The following is a 15,982-nucleotide window of genomic DNA, read 5'->3' as shown; positions in this document are numbered from 1 at the left end:
CTGTCCGACGGGTCGCACAAATGGATGCATAAAATTGAGAAATTCACCATGGAAGGTGGTGAGCTACGCGCTCATCATCCTCATCGGAGTGCTTGTCGCGCTTCCCAATATTCTCTCCGAGAAGACGCTTGCCGGCTGGCCAAGCTGGCTGCCGCACGAGAAGGTTTCGCTCGGGCTCGATCTTCGCGGCGGGTCGCACCTGGTTCTGGAAGTCGACCGTCCGTCGCTTGAAAACGAGTGGCTGCAGAACCTGACGCAGGAGGCCAGGGTCAATCTGCGCGATGCCAAGATCGATACACGCTCCATCCAGCGCCAGGGCAATGCCATTCTCGTCACGCTTGCCGATCCATCGAAGCGCGACGTGGCCAAGCAGGAGCTGGCAAAGCTCGGCAACCAGGTGACGGTCGGCGTGCGCACCGGCCTCGACCTCGACATCGCCGATTCCGTCGACAACGGCATTACCGTCAAGCCATCGGACAACGGCATCGCCCACCGCATGTCGAGCGCCGTCGACCAGAGCCTTGAAATCATCCGCCAGCGTGTCGATCAGGTCGGCGTCGCGGAACCGACCATCCAGCGCGTCGGCGGCGACCGGGTTCTCGTCCAGCTTCCGGGCGAGCAGGACCCGACCAATCTGCGCGCGCTGCTCGGCTCGACCGCCAAGATAAGCTTCCACCTCTTGGGCAACCAGGGTGAGCGCGGGGTGCGCATGCTCGAGGACGAACACGGCCAGACCTATCCCGTCCAGGAGCGCGTCCTGCTCTCGGGCGACCGCCTGACGGATGCGCGCGTCGCCTTCGACCAGCAGAACAACCAGCCGGTCGTCAGCTTCCGCTTCGACCAGGCGGGCGCCACCCGGTTCGCCCAGATCACCCGCGAAAACGTCGGCAAGCCATTCGCCATCGTGCTCGACGACAAGGTGCTCTCCGCCCCCGTCATCCGCGAGCCGATCACCGGCGGTTCGGGGCAGATCTCCGGCGCCTTCACGGTTTCCGACGCAACGACGCTCGCCGCCCTCCTGCGCGCCGGCGCGCTGCCGGCCAAGCTGACCGTCATCGAGGAGCGCACCGTCGGCGCCGACCTCGGCAGCGACGCCATCGAGATGGGTATCATGTCCGGCCTCGTGGGCTTTGCGCTGGTCGTCGGCTTCATCATCGCGCTTTACGGCAGTTGGGGTCTGCTGGCAGTCATCGCACTGACCCTCAACGTCATCCTGACATTCGCCGGCCTGACGTTCTTCGGCGCGACGCTGACGCTTCCCGGCATCGCCGGCATCGTGCTCGGCATCGGTCTAGCCGTGGACGCCAACGTTCTCATCAACGAGCGCATCCGGGAAGAATGCCGCAAGGGCAGAGGCGCCTTTGCCGCCATCGACCTCGGCTTCGACAAGGCCTATTCGACCATCATCGACAGCAACGTCACCGCGCTCATCGCAACCGTTCTCCTGTTCTGGTTCGGCTCCGGCCCGGTTCGCGGCTTCGCCGTGACCATGGGCCTCGGCATCGCGATCTCGATGTTCACGGCGGTCTCCGTCGTCCGTGTCGCCATGGTGGCGATTGCCAACCGTTACAAGATGAAGACGATCAACATTCGTCCGCTGCTGCCGGTCAAGCTCATCAAGGACGGCACGCGGATCGACTTCATGAAGGCCCGCCTCGTCGGCATCGGCATTTCCGCCGTGCTGTCGATCACCTCCATCGCGCTCTTCATCTCGCCGGGCCTAAACTACGGCGTCGACTTCAAGGGCGGCATCCAGATCGAAGTATCGACGCAGGAGCCGGCCGATCTCGGCATCTATCGTTCCGGTATCGAGAGCCTCGGCCTCGGGGAAGTCGCGCTTCAGGAATTCGGCGACCGCAACCACATGCTGCTGCGTCTCGAACGACAGCACGGCCCGGAAACGGCCCAGACCGAAGCCGTCGAGAAGGTTCGCGCCAAGATCGCCGAGATCAATCCCGGCGCCAAGATCGAGCGCACGGAAGTCGTCGGCCCGAAGGTCAGCGGCGAACTGGCAACCGCCGGTATCCTCTCGGTCGTGCTCGCCAGTCTTGCGATGCTCGCCTACATCTGGGTCCGCTTCGACTGGCCGTTTGCCGTCGGCGCCATCGCGACGCTCGTCCTCGACGTGACGAAGACGATCGGCTTCTTCGCGCTGACGGGGCTGGACTTCAACCTGACCGCAATCGCGGCACTGCTGACGCTGGTCGGCTATTCGGTCAACGACAAGGTCGTGGTCTACGACCGCATGCGCGAGAACATGCGCCTCTACAAGTCCATGCCCTTCCGCGACCTGATAAACCTGTCGATCAACGAAACGCTGGCCCGAAGCCTCTACACCTCGGCCACCGCCTTCCTCGCCATGCTGCCCATGGCGATCTGGGGCGGCAGCGCGGTCGAAAGCTTCGCCGTTCCGATGATCTTCGGCATCTTCATCGCCGCCTCGTCCTCGGTCTTCATCGCGGCGCCCATCCTGCTCTTCCTGGGCGACTGGCGCACCCGCAGGCAGAAGACCCAGGCTGCGGCCGGCGAGCCGCAGGTGGAACAGGGCTGACGCAAAACCGGCGACGGGCAACGTCGCCGGCCTTTCGACCGGAAGCTTCCGACTGCCGACAGCCCTTGCTGTACATCTCGTGCTCTGACTCTGCTGCCTCCACTATCGTCGTTCCCGCCTCGAGCCGGAATCCGGCGCGATCAAGTCCTTGATCGCAAAAGAGTCTTTTGCGCGACGGACATCGCGCCACTCAATGCCGGAACAAGTCCGGCATGACGGAGATGGAGACCTCGCTGCTCGACACCAGGCTCTGTAAAAAAAGAGCCGCCGGGCTTTCACCCGGCGGCTTTTTTCATTCGATGAAGGCCGTTCGGCTCAGACGAACTGGCTGAGACCCGGAACGGAAGCGACGACTTCGTCGACCACTTCGTCGCCAGCATATTCGCGGGCGACCACGATGGTTTCCTTGGCAAGCGAGGTGATCTCGCCCATGCCGAGTCCCTGGGCCATGAGCTGCTGGCCAAGCCCCATAATGCCGCCGCCGCCGATGGCGCTCATCAGGCCGCCGAGCAGGCCCTTGCCCTCGCCTTCGCCGTTATACTTGGCGACGAGGTCCATGGCACCGGGAATGGCTTCGATCATCTTGGCGACGGGGCCATCAGCGGCTTCCCGCTGCAGGAAGCCCAGCATCATGCCGACAGCCTTTTCGGCCGTCTCGGGTTCAATGCCGATCTTTTCGGCGATGCGGGTAACGAGTTCGTTCATGGTCTGCCTCCTGCAAAATTTGACGTTAACGTCAACGTAATTGAACTGTTCCTCGAACTCAAGCGCTGGACAGCGACCTGTCGCAGTTTTCCCTCGCCCGGTTGTGTTCCACGCGCTGTTGTCGATGTTTCACACTATCCTTATAAGAGCAAGGTGATGAATCGATGAAAGTTGTCGCATGCCGGCGTTGCTCCGACAGGCGCACGGAAACGGGGAAGAACGGGCATGCTCGAAAACGGAAAGCTCTATATCGGCACAAGCCGCAATCCGGACGACAGCCTCAACAAGCCTGAATATCTGGAGCTGAAATTCGGCAACCGCCACGGCATCGTCACCGGCGCCACCGGCACCGGCAAGACGGTGACGCTACAGGTGCTGGCGGAGAGCTTTTCCAATGCCGGCGTGCCGGTGTTCTGCGCCGATATCAAGGGCGATCTTTCCGGCATCGCGGCAATGGGCGAGGCCAAGGACTGGGTGACGAAGCGTGCCGAACTGATCGGCTTCAACGATTTCGCCTTCCAGGAATTCCCGGTCATCTTCTGGGATCTCTATGGCGAGAAGGGCCATCGCGTGCGCTCCACCATCGCCGAGATGGGGCCGCTTTTGCTGTCGCGCCTGATGGATGCATCTGAAGCGCAGGAAGGCGTGCTCAACATCGCCTTCAAGATCGCCGACCAGGGCGGTCTGCCGCTGATGGACCTCAAGGACCTGCAGGCGCTGCTCAACTATATGGGAGAGCATGCGACCGAACTTTCCACCCAGTTCGGCCTGATCTCCAAGTCCTCCGTCGGCTCTCTGCAACGCGGGTTGCTGGTGCTGGAACAACAGGGCGCCGAACACTTCTTCGGCGAGCCGGCGCTGAAGATCTCCGACATCATGCGCACGACCAATGACGGGCGCGGCGCAATCTCGGTGCTGGCCGCCGACAAGCTGATGATGAACCCCCGCCTCTACGCCACCTTCCTTTTGTGGCTGCTTTCGGAACTGTTCGAGGAATTGCCGGAGGTGGGCGATCCGGACAAGCCGAAGCTCGTCTTCTTCTTCGACGAGGCCCATCTCCTGTTCAACGATGCGCCGAAGGTGCTGATCGAGCGGGTCGAACAGGTCGTGCGCCTGATCCGCTCCAAGGGCGTCGGCGTCTATTTCGTCACGCAGAACCCGCTCGACGTGCCGGAAACCATTCTCGCCCAGCTTGGCAACCGCGTGCAGCATGCGCTGCGCGCCTATACCCCGCGCGAGCAGAAGGCGGTGAAGACCGCCGCCGATACCTTCCGCCCCAACCCGGCCTTCGATTGCGCGACCGCAATCACCACGCTCGGCACCGGCGAGGCGCTGGTCTCGACGCTGCAGGACAAGGGCATCCCCTCCATGGTCGAACGCACGCTGGTGCGCCCGCCGTCGGGCCGGGTCGGGCCGCTTTCAGACAGCGAGCGGCAGGCCGTCATCAATGTCAGCCCGGTCGCCGGCCTCTACGACAAGGATCTCGACCGGGAATCCGCCTATGAGATCCTGACGGAGCGCGCCCGCAAGGCCGCGGAGGCAGAAGCCGCCAAGCGCGCGGCGGAGGAACAGGCGAGCCAGGGAGCCGGCGACGACAGCGCCGCCGGCCGCTGGACGCTGCCCGGCTTCGGCAATGACGGCGAGGACGAGGCGCCGCGCTCGACCTCGAGGAACGGCACCACCCGCCGGTCCTCCGGCTATCAGCGTGAAACGGTGATCGAAGCCGCCATGAAAAGCGCCGCCCGCTCGGTCGCTACCTCGGTCGGCCGTGCGCTGGTGCGCGGCATCCTCGGCAGCCTGCGTCGCTGACGAACCCTCTGCTGGTCTGATTCTTGTGATCCGGCGGCATCGCATACACTGCCGTCTTCCCGCCTTGAGCCGGGAACCAGCGCGATCAAGTCCTTGATCGCAAAAGAGTCTTACGCGCGATGGACATCGCGCTGCTGGATGCCGGAACAAGTCCGGCATGACGGAGAAGGATGGGCCGGCGTTCAACAAAGACCGTAGCCGGCCGTCTTCGCTTCACGGCAGGTAGCCGTAGAGCCAGTCGCGGATATCTTCCGGCAACGGCACCGGTTCGCCCGTATCGGGGTCGGTCGCGGTCCAGAGCATTTCGATCTCGGCGGCCAGACGGTTTCCCGCTTCCATGGTCACATTGAAGCCAACGGACTTGCCGCCGATCTTGTCGATATGGACCGTCAGGCGCACCTCGTCATCGAGCCGCAGCGGATCGTGGAAACGGCACTCGATCTTGCTTGCGACGAAATGCGGCTCGCCCTCCAGCGGCGGCCGGTAGCGCCAGAAATGGGCAAGGGCCTCCTCCGCATGGACGATATAGGCGGCATTGTGCATTCGGCCATACATGTCGATGTCGCGGAAGGGCACGCGAAACCCGGAAACCTCCACCCGCTCGATATCGTCCATTACATCCAAGTCCCTGTTTCCCAACCCATTTAAGCCATTTAAGACCATTCGGCCCATCATAACAAGGGTAGCGCCCGACAGGCACTCTCAGGCGACGCGGGGAAAGCCGCAACTGACGGAGCAGACGCGACAGGATTCCGCTGAAGACCCGAGCCTCGCTAACCGGGCGCGGTTCAGGCCCTGATCGTACCCTGATGAAAAAGCATCTGCCATTTCAGCCCGTTGTGCTTCCATATGGAACTTCGCAGCACACGTCGCCTGGAGCCATCCCGATATGAGCGCTCCGTTTCATAGGTCAGAAGGACAGCATCATTCGAAATGGGCTTGAGAGCGTAATTCGTCGCCTTGAGATCGCCTTGATCGTCATCGCTCTCCTCCGCCAGCAGGTCGATGGTCGTCGCTCGTTCATAGACTCTTCCCGATGCTCCGAACTCCATAAAGCCTTCTGCCAGCAGGTCTTCGACTGCCTCCCTGCTACGCCTTATCTCCGGGCGATGCAGGGCTTCTTCGAGCGATCGAATGTCTCCAAGGTCGGGAAGGCGGGTCAATGCAGGCAACTCCGTTGAACATACCGCATCAATATATCCGCTCATCCGCCTTGCCGCACCATGCAACCGGTGTCCCCGCCTCATGGCGCTTGCTTCATAATGCCGGGAAAACCTCGTTGGCGGTGGATCATGACGGTGCGCTGCACTATCTTCCGCGCAAGCCGAAGGACCTTTCGCGATGACCACACGCCTCTACGAGCATGCCGTTTTCCTCGAACATCACACACCGCCCGGACATCCCGAGCGGGCGGACAGGCTGCGTTCTCTGAACATCGCGCTCGAGCATCCCGCCTTCTCCGGGCTCGACCGGAAGGAAGCGCCCGTCGCCAACGAGGACGCGGTGACGCTTGCCCATCCGGAGGACTATCTGTTCTCGATCATGCGGCAGATCCCCGAAGAGGAGGACCGCATCAACCGCATCGAAAGCGACACCTACGCCTCGCCGCAGAGCTTGAAGGCAGCGCTGACGGCCATCGGCGGGGCGATGGCCGCCGTCGACGATGTGATGGGCGGCGATCACGACAACGCTTTCGTCGCCTCGCGCCCGCCGGGCCACCATGCCGAGAAGGCGAAGGCCATGGGCTTCTGTCTGTTCAATACGGTGGCGATCGCCGCCCGCCATGCGCAACAGAAGCATGGCGTGGAGCGGGTCGCCATCGTTGACTGGGATGTGCATCACGGCAACGGCACGCAGGACATCTTCTGGGACGATCCCTCGGTTCTCTTCTGTTCCACCCACCAGATGCCGCTCTATCCCGGTACGGGAAAGAAGGACGAAACAGGCATCAAGAACAATGTGGTCAATGCGCCGCTTTCGCCCAATGTGGGCTCGGAGCATTTCCGCGAGGCGTTCAAGAGCCGCGTCCTGCCGGCGCTGCACGATTTCTCGCCCGACCTGATCCTGATTTCCGCCGGCTTCGACGCTCATCACCGCGATCCGCTGGCGCAGATCAACCTCGTGGGCGAGGATTTCGACTGGGCGACCGGGCGCCTGATGGAAGTCGCCGACCGTTTTGCCCATAACCGGGTCGTCAGCGTTCTCGAAGGCGGCTATGATCTCGAAGGCCTCGCCGAATCGGCGGGCCTGCATATCATGAGACTGATGAAGGGTTGAGTATGACCGAAAGCGCCGTTCCCGCCGACATCTCCGGCTATTCCTTCGAGAAGGCGGTTGCCGAACTGGAAAGCATCGTGGCGCGGCTCGAACGCGGCGACGTGGCGCTGGACGAGTCGATTGCGATCTACGAGCGCGGCGAACTCCTGAAGAAACATTGCGAGGCGCTGCTGAACGCTGCGGAAAACCGGATCGAGAAAATCCGCCTCGACCGGGCCGGCAAGGCGCAAGGCACAGAACCGCTCGACCGGGAATAACATCCAGGCCAAAGGCGCAGGCCGACCGAATATCCAGTCGGATCGTCAGCATGGCTGAAGAGCGACGTGTCGGATACCTCTTTTAACCCGCCCTGTCTTTTGCCGGAATTCGCCCCTAGATTACCGAGGAGAGCAAACGTGGAGGCCAAAACCGATGTCGTTCTTTCCCGGAAATGACCCCGTTCCCGGCGATGCCTTCGCCTGCGACGCCATCGAGCACCTGATTATTCCGCGCACCAGCGATCTCGGCGGCTTCTCGGTGAAGCGGGCGCTGCCTTCGGCGCGTCGCCGACTGGTCGGCCCGTTCATTTTCTTCGACCGGATGGGCCCCGCCCTTCTCAAGGCCGGCGAAGCGATGGACGTGCGTCCGCATCCGCATATCGGGCTTTCCACCGTCACCTATCTCTTCGATGGCGAGATCAAGCATCGCGACAGCCTTGGGACGGAACTGGTGATCCAACCCGGAGACATCAACCTGATGACGGCCGGGCGCGGCATCGTGCACTCCGAACGCACGCCGGAAAAGCTGCGCGGCAATCCGCTGTCGATTTCCGGACTTCAGACGTGGCTTGCGCTCCCCGACGACCAGGAGGAGATCGATCCCGCCTTCGCCCACACCGAGAAGAGCGCCATGCCGACCTTCGACGCTGCCGGTGCGAGCGGACGGGTGGTGATCGGCAGCCTCGGCGGACTGACATCGCCGGTCAAATCCTATTCCGACACGCTTTACGTCGACCTGACACTCGTTCCCGGCGGCAGCTTCCCCTTCGATGCGAGCCATGAGGAACGGGCGGCCTATGTGCTTTCCGGCGAGGTCGAGATCGCCGGCGACGTCTTCGCCGCCGATCAGTTGCTGGTCTTCCGTCCGGGCGATGCGATCACGCTTCGCGCCGGTGCCGCCGGCTGTCACCTGATGCTGTTCGGCGGGGCTGCACTGGGCTCGAAGCGCCATATCTGGTGGAACTTCGTCTCCTCCTCCAAGGAGCGGATCGAACAGGCGAAGGAGGAATGGAGAAGCGGACGCTTCGACATCGTGCCCGGCGACGAGCAAGAGTTTATTCCTTTGCCCGAGGGCTTTTGACGGTTATATAAGTCCTTCCGCCTCGTTTGTGAGGCATCGCGCTTTTGCCGGCCGGCCAAATCCTGTAAAGCCGGATGGCATGCCGAAAGTGAAGACAAGCTCAAGAGTTACGCGCCAGTGACACCCCTTCCCGAGACGCCCTTGCTGGACAAGGTCAAGCTTCCCGCCGATCTGAGAGGTCTCGACGACCGCGACCTGCCGCAGCTCGCCGCCGAAGTCCGCAAGGAAATGATCGACGCCGTATCGAAGACGGGCGGCCATCTGGGTGCCGGTCTCGGCGTGGTGGAACTTACCATCGCCATCCACAAGGTGTTCGAGACGCCTGACGATCGGCTGATCTTCGACGTCGGCCATCAATGCTATCCGCACAAGATCCTCACGGGACGGCGCGACCGCATCCGGACGCTGCGCCAGGAAGGCGGGCTTTCCGGCTTCACCAAGCGGGCCGAGAGCGAATACGATCCGTTCGGCGCGGCCCATTCCTCGACATCGATTTCGGCCGGCCTCGGCATGGCGGTCGCCTCCGATCTTGCCGGCACCGACCGCAAGGTGATCGCCGTCATCGGCGACGGGGCAATGTCGGCCGGCATGGCCTATGAGGCGTTGAACAATGCCGGCGCGCTCGATGCGCGGCTGATCGTCATCCTCAACGACAACGACATGTCGATCGCACCGCCGACCGGGGCGATGAGCGCCTATCTGGCGCGGCTCGCCTCCGGCCGCACCTATATGGGCTTCCGCGAATTCGGCAAGAAACTCACCGCCTATCTCGGCAAGAACATCGACCGCGCCATCACCCGCGCCGTCGAGCATGCCCGCGGCTACGTGACCGGCGGAACCATGTTCGAGGAAATGGGCTTCTACCATATCGGCCCGATCGACGGGCATTCCTTCGACCATCTCCTGCCCGTGCTGCGCAATGTGCGCGACAACGGCAGGGGTCCGGTGCTGATCCATGTCGTGACCCAGAAGGGCAAGGGCTACGCGCCGGCGGAGGCCGCCGCCGACAAGTATCACGGCGTCAACAAGTTCGATGTCATCACCGGCGCCCAGGCGAAGGCAAAACCGAACGCGCCGAGCTATACCTCGGTCTTCGGCGAGACGCTGGTGCAGGAAGCCCGTCTCGACGAGAAGATCGTCGGCATCACCGCCGCCATGCCCTCCGGCACCGGCCTCGACAAGCTGCAGGACGTCTTCCCCAAGCGGACGTTCGACGTCGGTATCGCCGAGCAGCATGCCGTCACCTTTGCCGCCGGGCTTGCGGCGGAAGGCTACAAGCCCTTCTGCGCGCTCTATTCCACCTTCCTGCAGCGCGGCTACGACCAGGTGGTCCATGACGTCGCGATCCAGGGCCTGCCGGTCCGCTTTCCGATCGACCGCGCCGGCTTCGTCGGCGCCGACGGTCCGACCCATGCCGGTTCATTCGACACCGGTTTCCTCGCCAGCCTGCCCGGCTTCGTGGTGATGGCGGCGGCCGACGAGGCGGAACTGAAGCACATGGTGCGAACCGCCGCTGCTTATGACGCCGGCCCGATCTCCTTCCGCTATCCGCGTGGCGAAGGTGTGGGCGTGCAGCTTCCCGAGCGTGGCGAAATCCTTGAAATCGGCAAGGGCCGCGTGATCCGGCAGGGCAGCAAGGTGGCGCTTCTTTCCTTCGGCACCCGTCTCGCCGACTGTCTGTTGGCGGCGGAAGACCTCGAGGCCGCGGGCCTTTCCACCACTGTCGCCGATGCCCGCTTCGCCAAGCCGCTCGACCACGACCTGATCCGCCAGCTTGCCCGCCATCACGCCGTGCTCGTCACGGTCGAGGAAGGCGCTGTCGGCGGCTTCGGCGCGCAGGTTCTGCATTATCTCGCGACCGAGGGCCTGCTCGACAGCGGCCTCAAGGTGAGGCCGATGGTGCTGCCGGACGTCTGGATGGATCAGGCGAAACCCGAGACCATGTATGCCAAGGCCGGCCTCGACAGCACCGGCATCCTGAAGACCGTCTTTGCAGCGCTCGGCCAGAGCGGCATCGGCGTCAACGCGGCCGGGTAAACATTTTCGGCGAACAGAAGGAGGCCAGCATGCGTTCTTCTATCGTCGCCGGAATTTTGGCGCTGGTCTCGGCCTTCGTCATCGGCCCTGCTGCCGCCGAGGACGCGGCACAGGTTCAGCGCAACATGGAAGCCTTCCTCAAGGCGGAACCCGATTGCGACGAGTTCACCGACCAATGCAGCATCTGCAAGGTCACTGACGGTCAGCCCGTTTGCTCGACGCCGTCCATCGCCTGCATCCGGAAAGACTATGCCTGCACCCGCAAGAGCGGGGAGTAACGGCGGCAGAATCGCAGCAGCTCCGTCGTCCTGAAATCGGGGCGGTGGTGCTCCCGCTGGACTTCCGCCCCGCGCCCCGGTAGACCGGAGCCCAATCCAACAAGAAACTATAGAAACATGCCGCGCCCAAGGGAGGCCGTGATGCAGATGTCCGCCATTGCCGAAGACTTCGCGCCCGACTGGGCGGCGATTGCGGTCGTCATTCTGGGCGTCACCGCATTTTCCGTCGGACAGGGGCTGACCTATCCGCTGATCGCGCTGGTGCTGGAAGGCCGCGGCGTCTCGTCGAGCCTTGCCGGGCTCAACGCCTCCGTCTTCGCGGCGGGGCTTGCCACCGCGACCCTTCTGATCGGGCGCCTGACGGCGATCCTCAGGGGCGACCGGCTGATCGTCGCCGGCCTCATCGGCGCGTCCATGTCGCTCACCACCTTTGCGATGTTCGATGCCGTCTGGGTGTGGTTCGTCGCCCGCTTCCTGCTCGGGGTTTCAACCAGCATCATCTTCACCATCAGCGAGGCCTGGCTGAACACCGCCTGCCCGGACCGCCTGCGGGGGCGCGTTTCCGGAATCTATGGCGCGAGCATGTGCGCCGGCTTTGCCGCCGGGCCGCTCGCCATTCCCTTCGTCGGAACGGAGGACGGCTTCGCCTTTGCGCTGATCGCCGTCTATGTCGCCTTCGTCGCCTTTGCCTCGGTCATGCTCGGCCGTTTTGCCCGGACCCTGCCGGAACGTTCGACGGCGGGCGGACTGATCCAGTTCATGCGGCTTGCGCCGGTTCTGGCGCTGATGGTCGTCGCCTTCGGATTTTCCGACATCGCGGCTATCTCGACGATCCCGCTTTATTTCGTCGAGCGCGGCTATTCGGAGAATTTCGCCGCCTTCGTCGTCACCATGGTGGCACTTCCGACGGCCCTGGCACAGCCGCTGGTCGGCTGGTTGCTCGACCGCATTTCACGGCCGATCATCGCCGTCGGTTCGGCCGTCGCCTGCGGCGCGAGCTTCCTTTTATTGCCCTTCCTGACGTCGGAGATCGCGCTGCTGGTTACGGTCTCGGCGCTCGGAGCGGCAAGCTTCTCGCTCTATACCTGCGCGCTCACGCTGCTCGGCGACCGTTTCCGGGGCGGACTTCTGGTCTCCGGCGCCGCCGCCTACGGCCTTGCCTACGCCATCGGCAGCGCCGTCGGTTCGGGGGCAACCGGCCTTGTCATGGACGGGCTCTTCCTCGACGCGGGACCGATCTCGACCGGCGTCGCCATGCTGATCTTCGCCGGCATCTTCGCATTCGGCCTCGCCGGGCGGCCTGCCCGCAATCGGGGCTAAGCGATGCTGGAAACATCGCCTCCGGAAATCTTCGACTGCCAGTCCTGCGGCGCCTGCTGCGCCTATTCGGCGGAGTGGCCGCGCTTCTCGCTGGAAAGCGACGAGGAAATCGCCGCCATTCCCGAAGCGCTGATCGCCAAGGACGAAAGCGGCATGAAGTTCGAGAACGGCCGCTGCGCGGCGCTCACCGGCGAGATCGGCAAGCATGTCGGCTGTTCGGTCTATGCCGCGCGCCCGCATGTCTGCCGTACCTGCATGCCGGGCGACGAGGAATGCAAGATCGCGCGCGCCGAATTCGGCTTCAGCCTTGCGGGCCTGCCGGACCCGGAACGCTACTTCAGCTGACTGCCCGAGCCCGCGGACGGCTCAGTTCGCCTCCTCGGGAATGGTCACGGCGACCGTATCCGCCGTCAGCTCGCTGCCAAGTTCGACGGTCTTCGCCCGCTTGTCGTAGACGCAGACATAGCTGACGCTGGCGGCCGCACCCCTGGCCGTGCCGCTGAGAATGGCGAGACCGAAGCGTTCGGAGCCGAAGGGATCGACGGCGATCGCGGCCTTTTCGATCACCGGTTTCGCGGCGGCAAGGCATTTCTCCTTCACGTCGGCGGCGAACTCTTCCCACGCGCCGTCGGACGAGGCGAAAGCGGGAACGGCAAGGGTAAAAAACGCCAGCGCGGCAGGCAGGAAACGACGCATCGAAAGCTCCTCAAGGGTCTGTTTCGGCTGTTTTTACCGGTCTGGAATGAACGCTGCGTGAAGTGGCCCTGCGGGAGTGAATTCTTTCTCCGGAATGGAACAATTTTGACCGTTGGCAGGTTGCCTCCCGGAGGTTCCGCTCCTATGTTCCCGTCACCCGCCGAATTCGCAATCTGTTGCCAAAAGGAGATTTTACCATGGCTTTCGAATTGCCCGAACTTCCCTACGCCTACGATTCGCTTGCGCCGTTCATGTCGGCAGAGACGCTGGAATATCACCACGACAAGCATCACAAGGCCTATGTCGACAACGGCAACAAGCTGGCTGCCGAAGCCGGCCTCGCCGATCTGTCGCTCGAGGAAGTCGTCAAGAAGTCGTTCGGCACCAACCAGGGCCTCTTCAACAACGCCGCCCAGCACTACAACCACGTCCATTTCTGGAAGTGGATGAAGAAGGACGGCGGCGGCAACAAGCTTCCGGGCAAGCTGCAGGCCGCCATTGACAGCGATCTCGGCGGCTACGACAAGTTCAAGGCCGATTTCATTGCCGCCGGCACCACGCAGTTCGGCTCCGGCTGGGCCTGGGTTTCCGTCAAGGACGGCAAGCTCGCCATTTCCAAGACCCCGAACGGCGAGAACCCGCTGGTTCACGGCGCTACCCCGATCCTCGGCGTCGACGTGTGGGAACACTCCTACTACATCGACTACCGCAATGCCCGTCCGAAGTATCTCGAAGCCTTCGTCGACAGCCTTATCAACTGGGACTACGTTCTCGAACTCTACGAAGCCGCCGCGAAGTAATCCTCGCCGCCGTTTCATCGGCATTGAAAGACACCCGGTACCGCGACGTGCCGGGTGTTTTTTCATTCAGGACGTGAAATCCCATGGGTCCTCGTCGGCCCCACCTCCCAGGCTCTCCACCAGAAAGTCGATGAAGATGCGCACGCGCGCCGGCAGCAGATTGCGGTGGGGAAACAGGATGTAGACGCCGAGCATGCCGCATTCGCAATCCGGAAAGAGGGAAACCAGTTCGCCGCGCGACAGCGCCTTGCCGCAGACGAAGGTTGGCAGGAGCCCGATGCCGACGCCGGCGCAAGTGGCCTGAAGCAGCGCCTCGGCGCTGGTTGAGAGCATGCGCGGGGTGATTTTCACCTGTTCGGACACCCCGCCATGAGCAAAGGTCCATGTGGTCCAGGGTTGCGGAACGGCGAAGGTGACGCAGGGTCGGCAGGCCAGTTCCGCCGGCCTTTGCGGGTGCCCTGCCCTTGCGAGATAGCCCGGACTTGCGACGACATGGAAACGGGAGACGGCGATGCGCCGGCCGACGAGGCTGGTGTCCAGATGTCGCGCGACACGGATCGCCAGATCATACCCCTCCTGAACGATATCGACGCTACGGTTGGTGAGATCGAGGACGAGATCGATCTCGGGATGGCGCTCGAGGAAGGCCGCCATGATCGCCGGCAGATGCAGATTGCCGAATTCCGTCGGCGCCGTGATCCTGAGCGTGCCGCGCGGCGAGCGCGTGGCGGCACCCGCCTCGGCCTCGGCGGCATCGATATTGCGTAGGATGGTGGTGCACTGGTCGAAATAGGTGGCGCCAACCTCGGTGGCACGCACCTGTCGCGTGGTGCGGTTAAGCAGCCTTGCTCCCGTGCGCCTTTCCAGATGGCCGATATGCTTGCTGACCATAGCGGGCGAGAGATCGAGGTTTCTGGCCGCCGCCGCGAAGCTGCCAAGTTCCACCACCCGCACGAAGACCTGCATGCTTTCCAGCGTGTCCATACCCCCTCCATCGTTTACCCGCAGTGACGGGTCAATTTACCCGATGCGCGCTTCTGCCGCAGCGCGCCCGCCAATACAATCGCGCCACTCCACCAATCTTGCCGAGGATCGCCGGAATGACGACGTTGCTGCAATTCGATTTTCCCTTCGATGGCCCCTGGGGCGCACGGATGACGGAAGCTCTTTCAGGGCTGGCTGAGGACATCGCTGCCGAAAACGGACTGATATGGAAGATCTGGACCGAAAACGAGGTCGAGCACCGCGCCGGCGGCATCTACCTGTTTGCCGACGAGACCAACGCCGCGCGCTATGCGGCCAGGCATAAAGCACGGCTGGAGAGCTTCGGCGTCACAGGCATCGTCTCCCGCTCGTTCAGCGTCAATGCCGAGTTGTCGGCGATCACCCGCGCGCCGCTCTGAGGAAAGTTGCCATGTACACCACCCTTGCAGACGTCCGTATCGAGGATCTCGCCCGGTTCGTCGCCGTCTTCGCGACCGCCGGCGCCGAGATACGGAGCAAGCACGGCAGTAGGGCGGCCAGCATATTCGCCGCAGAGCCCGGTCGCGTCCTCGTGCTGATCGACTGGCCGAGCGAAGCCGCCTTCGCCGCCTTCCGAGCGGATCCCGCGGTTCCCGACACCATGGCTTCCGGCGGCACGCTTGCTCCACCAGTGTTTACGGCGCTCGGCCGTGTCGCGGAATTTCCGGCCTGACCCATTGCGGAGGGACGTTTTAACCCTCAACGCTCGCCCGGCCGGTGCGTCGAGACCGGAACCTTCCCGTCTTCCCTGCGTTTGTCCCGTCGAAGGGTTTCAACGAGACAGAAAGGACATCGACCATGGCTTCGACCCATAACGGCGACATCATGAACGAACTGCGCAGCCTGCAGGCCCAGGTCATGCATTTCAAGGATCTGCTGGCCGAGGAAGGCGAACGGGTTTCCGGCGAGGTGCGCGGCCGTACGGCCAGCGCGCTCAACGGCGCGTCCCGCAAGGCACAGGACGTGGCGACCTATGCCCGTGACGAGGCAGGAACCATGGCCTCTGTCGTGCGCGAACATCCGGCCGCGACATCGACCGCCCTGCTCGCCGTTGGCGTGATCGGGGGCCTCGTCGGCTATTTCCTGGCGAATGCCAGCCAGCCTTCGCGCAACAACAGCCACTGGAACTGGCGCTAAGGCTCCCCGCA

The 15,982-nt window shown here is 63.4% G+C and carries 18 protein-coding genes; 13 read left to right on the top strand and 5 right to left on the bottom strand.

What is annotated here, in order from left to right:
• Positions 1-34 precede the first annotated feature (34 nt).
• Positions 35-2,551 carry a protein translocase subunit SecD gene (secD, locus tag ACLBKR_RS03040; protein ID WP_414900593.1) on the top strand — a complete coding sequence of 839 codons (2,517 nt, stop codon included), beginning with the start codon at positions 35-37 and terminating at the stop codon, positions 2,549-2,551.
• A 315-nt stretch (positions 2,552-2,866) separates the two neighbouring features.
• Here the strand turns inward: secD and ACLBKR_RS03035 are convergent, their stop codons facing one another.
• The gene (locus tag ACLBKR_RS03035; protein ID WP_112829030.1) at positions 2,867-3,256 is read right to left on the bottom strand and encodes a hypothetical protein; all 390 of its coding nucleotides are present in this window, start codon (positions 3,254-3,256) and stop codon (positions 2,867-2,869) included.
• A gap of 225 nt (positions 3,257-3,481) precedes the next feature.
• Here ACLBKR_RS03035 and ACLBKR_RS03030 point away from each other — a divergent pair, with 225 nt between their 5' ends.
• Positions 3,482-5,065 (top strand): helicase HerA-like C-terminal domain-containing protein, encoded by a 1,584-nt coding sequence (locus ACLBKR_RS03030; RefSeq protein WP_112829029.1) that lies wholly within the window; start codon positions 3,482-3,484, stop codon positions 5,063-5,065.
• A 213-nt stretch (positions 5,066-5,278) separates the two neighbouring features.
• On the opposite strand, the gene ACLBKR_RS03025 is transcribed toward ACLBKR_RS03030, so the two are convergent.
• Positions 5,279-5,680: an acyl-CoA thioesterase gene (locus ACLBKR_RS03025; protein ID WP_113439349.1), complete on the bottom strand. Its 402-nt coding sequence runs from the start codon at positions 5,678-5,680 to the stop codon at positions 5,279-5,281.
• Positions 5,681-5,853: 173 nt separating this feature from the next.
• Entirely contained in the window at positions 5,854-6,273 is a 420-nt protein-coding gene (locus tag ACLBKR_RS03020; protein WP_414900590.1) for a DUF4440 domain-containing protein, read from the bottom strand.
• 133 nt (positions 6,274-6,406) lie between these two features.
• On the opposite strand from ACLBKR_RS03020, the gene ACLBKR_RS03015 reads away from it, so the two are divergent.
• The 7 genes from ACLBKR_RS03015 (at position 6,407) to ACLBKR_RS02985 (ending at position 12,660) form a co-directional block, all read left to right on the top strand.
• Positions 6,407-7,342: a histone deacetylase family protein gene (locus tag ACLBKR_RS03015; RefSeq protein WP_113426180.1), complete on the top strand. Its 936-nt coding sequence runs from the start codon at positions 6,407-6,409 to the stop codon at positions 7,340-7,342.
• Positions 7,343-7,344: 2 nt separating this feature from the next.
• Complete coding sequence (locus ACLBKR_RS03010; protein WP_112829025.1) at positions 7,345-7,599, top strand: exodeoxyribonuclease VII small subunit; 255 nt, start codon at positions 7,345-7,347, stop codon at positions 7,597-7,599.
• 154 nt (positions 7,600-7,753) lie between these two features.
• Complete coding sequence (locus ACLBKR_RS03005; protein ID WP_112829024.1) at positions 7,754-8,680, top strand: pirin family protein; 927 nt, start codon at positions 7,754-7,756, stop codon at positions 8,678-8,680.
• Positions 8,681-8,797: 117 nt separating this feature from the next.
• Positions 8,798-10,717, top strand: a complete 1,920-nt coding sequence (gene dxs / locus ACLBKR_RS03000) for a 1-deoxy-D-xylulose-5-phosphate synthase (RefSeq protein WP_113439345.1) — start codon at positions 8,798-8,800, stop codon at positions 10,715-10,717.
• A 29-nt stretch (positions 10,718-10,746) separates the two neighbouring features.
• Positions 10,747-10,995, top strand: coding sequence for a hypothetical protein (locus ACLBKR_RS02995; protein ID WP_113466841.1), 249 nt, complete (start codon positions 10,747-10,749; stop codon positions 10,993-10,995).
• A 141-nt stretch (positions 10,996-11,136) separates the two neighbouring features.
• Entirely contained in the window at positions 11,137-12,315 is a 1,179-nt protein-coding gene (locus ACLBKR_RS02990) for an MFS transporter (RefSeq protein WP_162748342.1), read from the top strand.
• Between the two features lie 3 nt (positions 12,316-12,318).
• Positions 12,319-12,660 carry a YkgJ family cysteine cluster protein gene (locus ACLBKR_RS02985; protein WP_113426185.1) on the top strand — a complete coding sequence of 114 codons (342 nt, stop codon included), beginning with the start codon at positions 12,319-12,321 and terminating at the stop codon, positions 12,658-12,660.
• Positions 12,661-12,681: 21 nt separating this feature from the next.
• Here the strand turns inward: ACLBKR_RS02985 and ACLBKR_RS02980 are convergent, their stop codons facing one another.
• The gene (locus tag ACLBKR_RS02980; RefSeq protein ID WP_113466840.1) at positions 12,682-13,011 is read right to left on the bottom strand and encodes a hypothetical protein; all 330 of its coding nucleotides are present in this window, start codon (positions 13,009-13,011) and stop codon (positions 12,682-12,684) included.
• Between the two features lie 197 nt (positions 13,012-13,208).
• Here ACLBKR_RS02980 and ACLBKR_RS02975 point away from each other — a divergent pair, with 197 nt between their 5' ends.
• On the top strand, positions 13,209-13,811 hold the full coding sequence (locus ACLBKR_RS02975; RefSeq protein ID WP_113426187.1) for a superoxide dismutase: 603 nt from the start codon (positions 13,209-13,211) through the stop codon (positions 13,809-13,811).
• A gap of 66 nt (positions 13,812-13,877) precedes the next feature.
• Here the strand turns inward: ACLBKR_RS02975 and ACLBKR_RS02970 are convergent, their stop codons facing one another.
• Positions 13,878-14,795 (bottom strand): LysR family transcriptional regulator, encoded by a 918-nt coding sequence (locus tag ACLBKR_RS02970; protein WP_113466839.1) that lies wholly within the window; start codon positions 14,793-14,795, stop codon positions 13,878-13,880.
• Positions 14,796-14,911: 116 nt separating this feature from the next.
• On the opposite strand from ACLBKR_RS02970, the gene ACLBKR_RS02965 reads away from it, so the two are divergent.
• The 3 genes from ACLBKR_RS02965 (at position 14,912) to ACLBKR_RS02955 (ending at position 15,971) form a co-directional block, all read left to right on the top strand.
• Entirely contained in the window at positions 14,912-15,214 is a 303-nt protein-coding gene (locus ACLBKR_RS02965) for a monooxygenase (RefSeq protein ID WP_414900584.1), read from the top strand.
• A gap of 11 nt (positions 15,215-15,225) precedes the next feature.
• Entirely contained in the window at positions 15,226-15,507 is a 282-nt protein-coding gene (locus ACLBKR_RS02960) for an NIPSNAP family protein (protein ID WP_113426190.1), read from the top strand.
• A 125-nt stretch (positions 15,508-15,632) separates the two neighbouring features.
• On the top strand, positions 15,633-15,971 hold the full coding sequence (locus tag ACLBKR_RS02955) for a hypothetical protein (protein ID WP_112829014.1): 339 nt from the start codon (positions 15,633-15,635) through the stop codon (positions 15,969-15,971).
• Positions 15,972-15,982: the final 11 nt, after the last annotated feature.

The sequence above is a fragment of the Paenirhizobium cremeum genome, assembly GCF_047553425.1.
Classification (GTDB): domain Bacteria; phylum Pseudomonadota; class Alphaproteobacteria; order Rhizobiales; family Rhizobiaceae; genus Allorhizobium; species Allorhizobium cremeum.
Note: the sequence above shows the minus strand (reverse complement) of the source record. Positions and strands in the feature narration are given on the sequence as shown.

What these genes read in the sequence shown, in the direction of transcription:
- ACLBKR_RS03035 (WP_112829030.1), bottom strand. Translation starts at nt 3,256, where the DNA reads ATGAACGAACTCGTTACCCGCATCGCCGAAAAGATCGGCATTGAACCC.
- ACLBKR_RS03030 (WP_112829029.1), top strand. Translation starts at nt 3,482, where the DNA reads ATGCTCGAAAACGGAAAGCTCTATATCGGCACAAGCCGCAATCCGGAC.
- ACLBKR_RS03025 (WP_113439349.1), bottom strand. Translation starts at nt 5,680, where the DNA reads ATGGACGATATCGAGCGGGTGGAGGTTTCCGGGTTTCGCGTGCCCTTC.
- ACLBKR_RS03020 (WP_414900590.1), bottom strand. Translation starts at nt 6,273, where the DNA reads ATGAGCGGATATATTGATGCGGTATGTTCAACGGAGTTGCCTGCATTG.
- ACLBKR_RS03015 (WP_113426180.1), top strand. Translation starts at nt 6,407, where the DNA reads ATGACCACACGCCTCTACGAGCATGCCGTTTTCCTCGAACATCACACA.
- ACLBKR_RS03010 (WP_112829025.1), top strand. Translation starts at nt 7,345, where the DNA reads ATGACCGAAAGCGCCGTTCCCGCCGACATCTCCGGCTATTCCTTCGAG.
- ACLBKR_RS03005 (WP_112829024.1), top strand. Translation starts at nt 7,754, where the DNA reads ATGTCGTTCTTTCCCGGAAATGACCCCGTTCCCGGCGATGCCTTCGCC.
- ACLBKR_RS02995 (WP_113466841.1), top strand. Translation starts at nt 10,747, where the DNA reads ATGCGTTCTTCTATCGTCGCCGGAATTTTGGCGCTGGTCTCGGCCTTC.
- ACLBKR_RS02990 (WP_162748342.1), top strand. Translation starts at nt 11,137, where the DNA reads ATGCAGATGTCCGCCATTGCCGAAGACTTCGCGCCCGACTGGGCGGCG.
- ACLBKR_RS02985 (WP_113426185.1), top strand. Translation starts at nt 12,319, where the DNA reads ATGCTGGAAACATCGCCTCCGGAAATCTTCGACTGCCAGTCCTGCGGC.
- ACLBKR_RS02980 (WP_113466840.1), bottom strand. Translation starts at nt 13,011, where the DNA reads ATGCGTCGTTTCCTGCCTGCCGCGCTGGCGTTTTTTACCCTTGCCGTT.
- ACLBKR_RS02975 (WP_113426187.1), top strand. Translation starts at nt 13,209, where the DNA reads ATGGCTTTCGAATTGCCCGAACTTCCCTACGCCTACGATTCGCTTGCG.
- ACLBKR_RS02970 (WP_113466839.1), bottom strand. Translation starts at nt 14,795, where the DNA reads ATGGACACGCTGGAAAGCATGCAGGTCTTCGTGCGGGTGGTGGAACTT.
- ACLBKR_RS02965 (WP_414900584.1), top strand. Translation starts at nt 14,912, where the DNA reads ATGACGACGTTGCTGCAATTCGATTTTCCCTTCGATGGCCCCTGGGGC.
- ACLBKR_RS02960 (WP_113426190.1), top strand. Translation starts at nt 15,226, where the DNA reads ATGTACACCACCCTTGCAGACGTCCGTATCGAGGATCTCGCCCGGTTC.
- ACLBKR_RS02955 (WP_112829014.1), top strand. Translation starts at nt 15,633, where the DNA reads ATGGCTTCGACCCATAACGGCGACATCATGAACGAACTGCGCAGCCTG.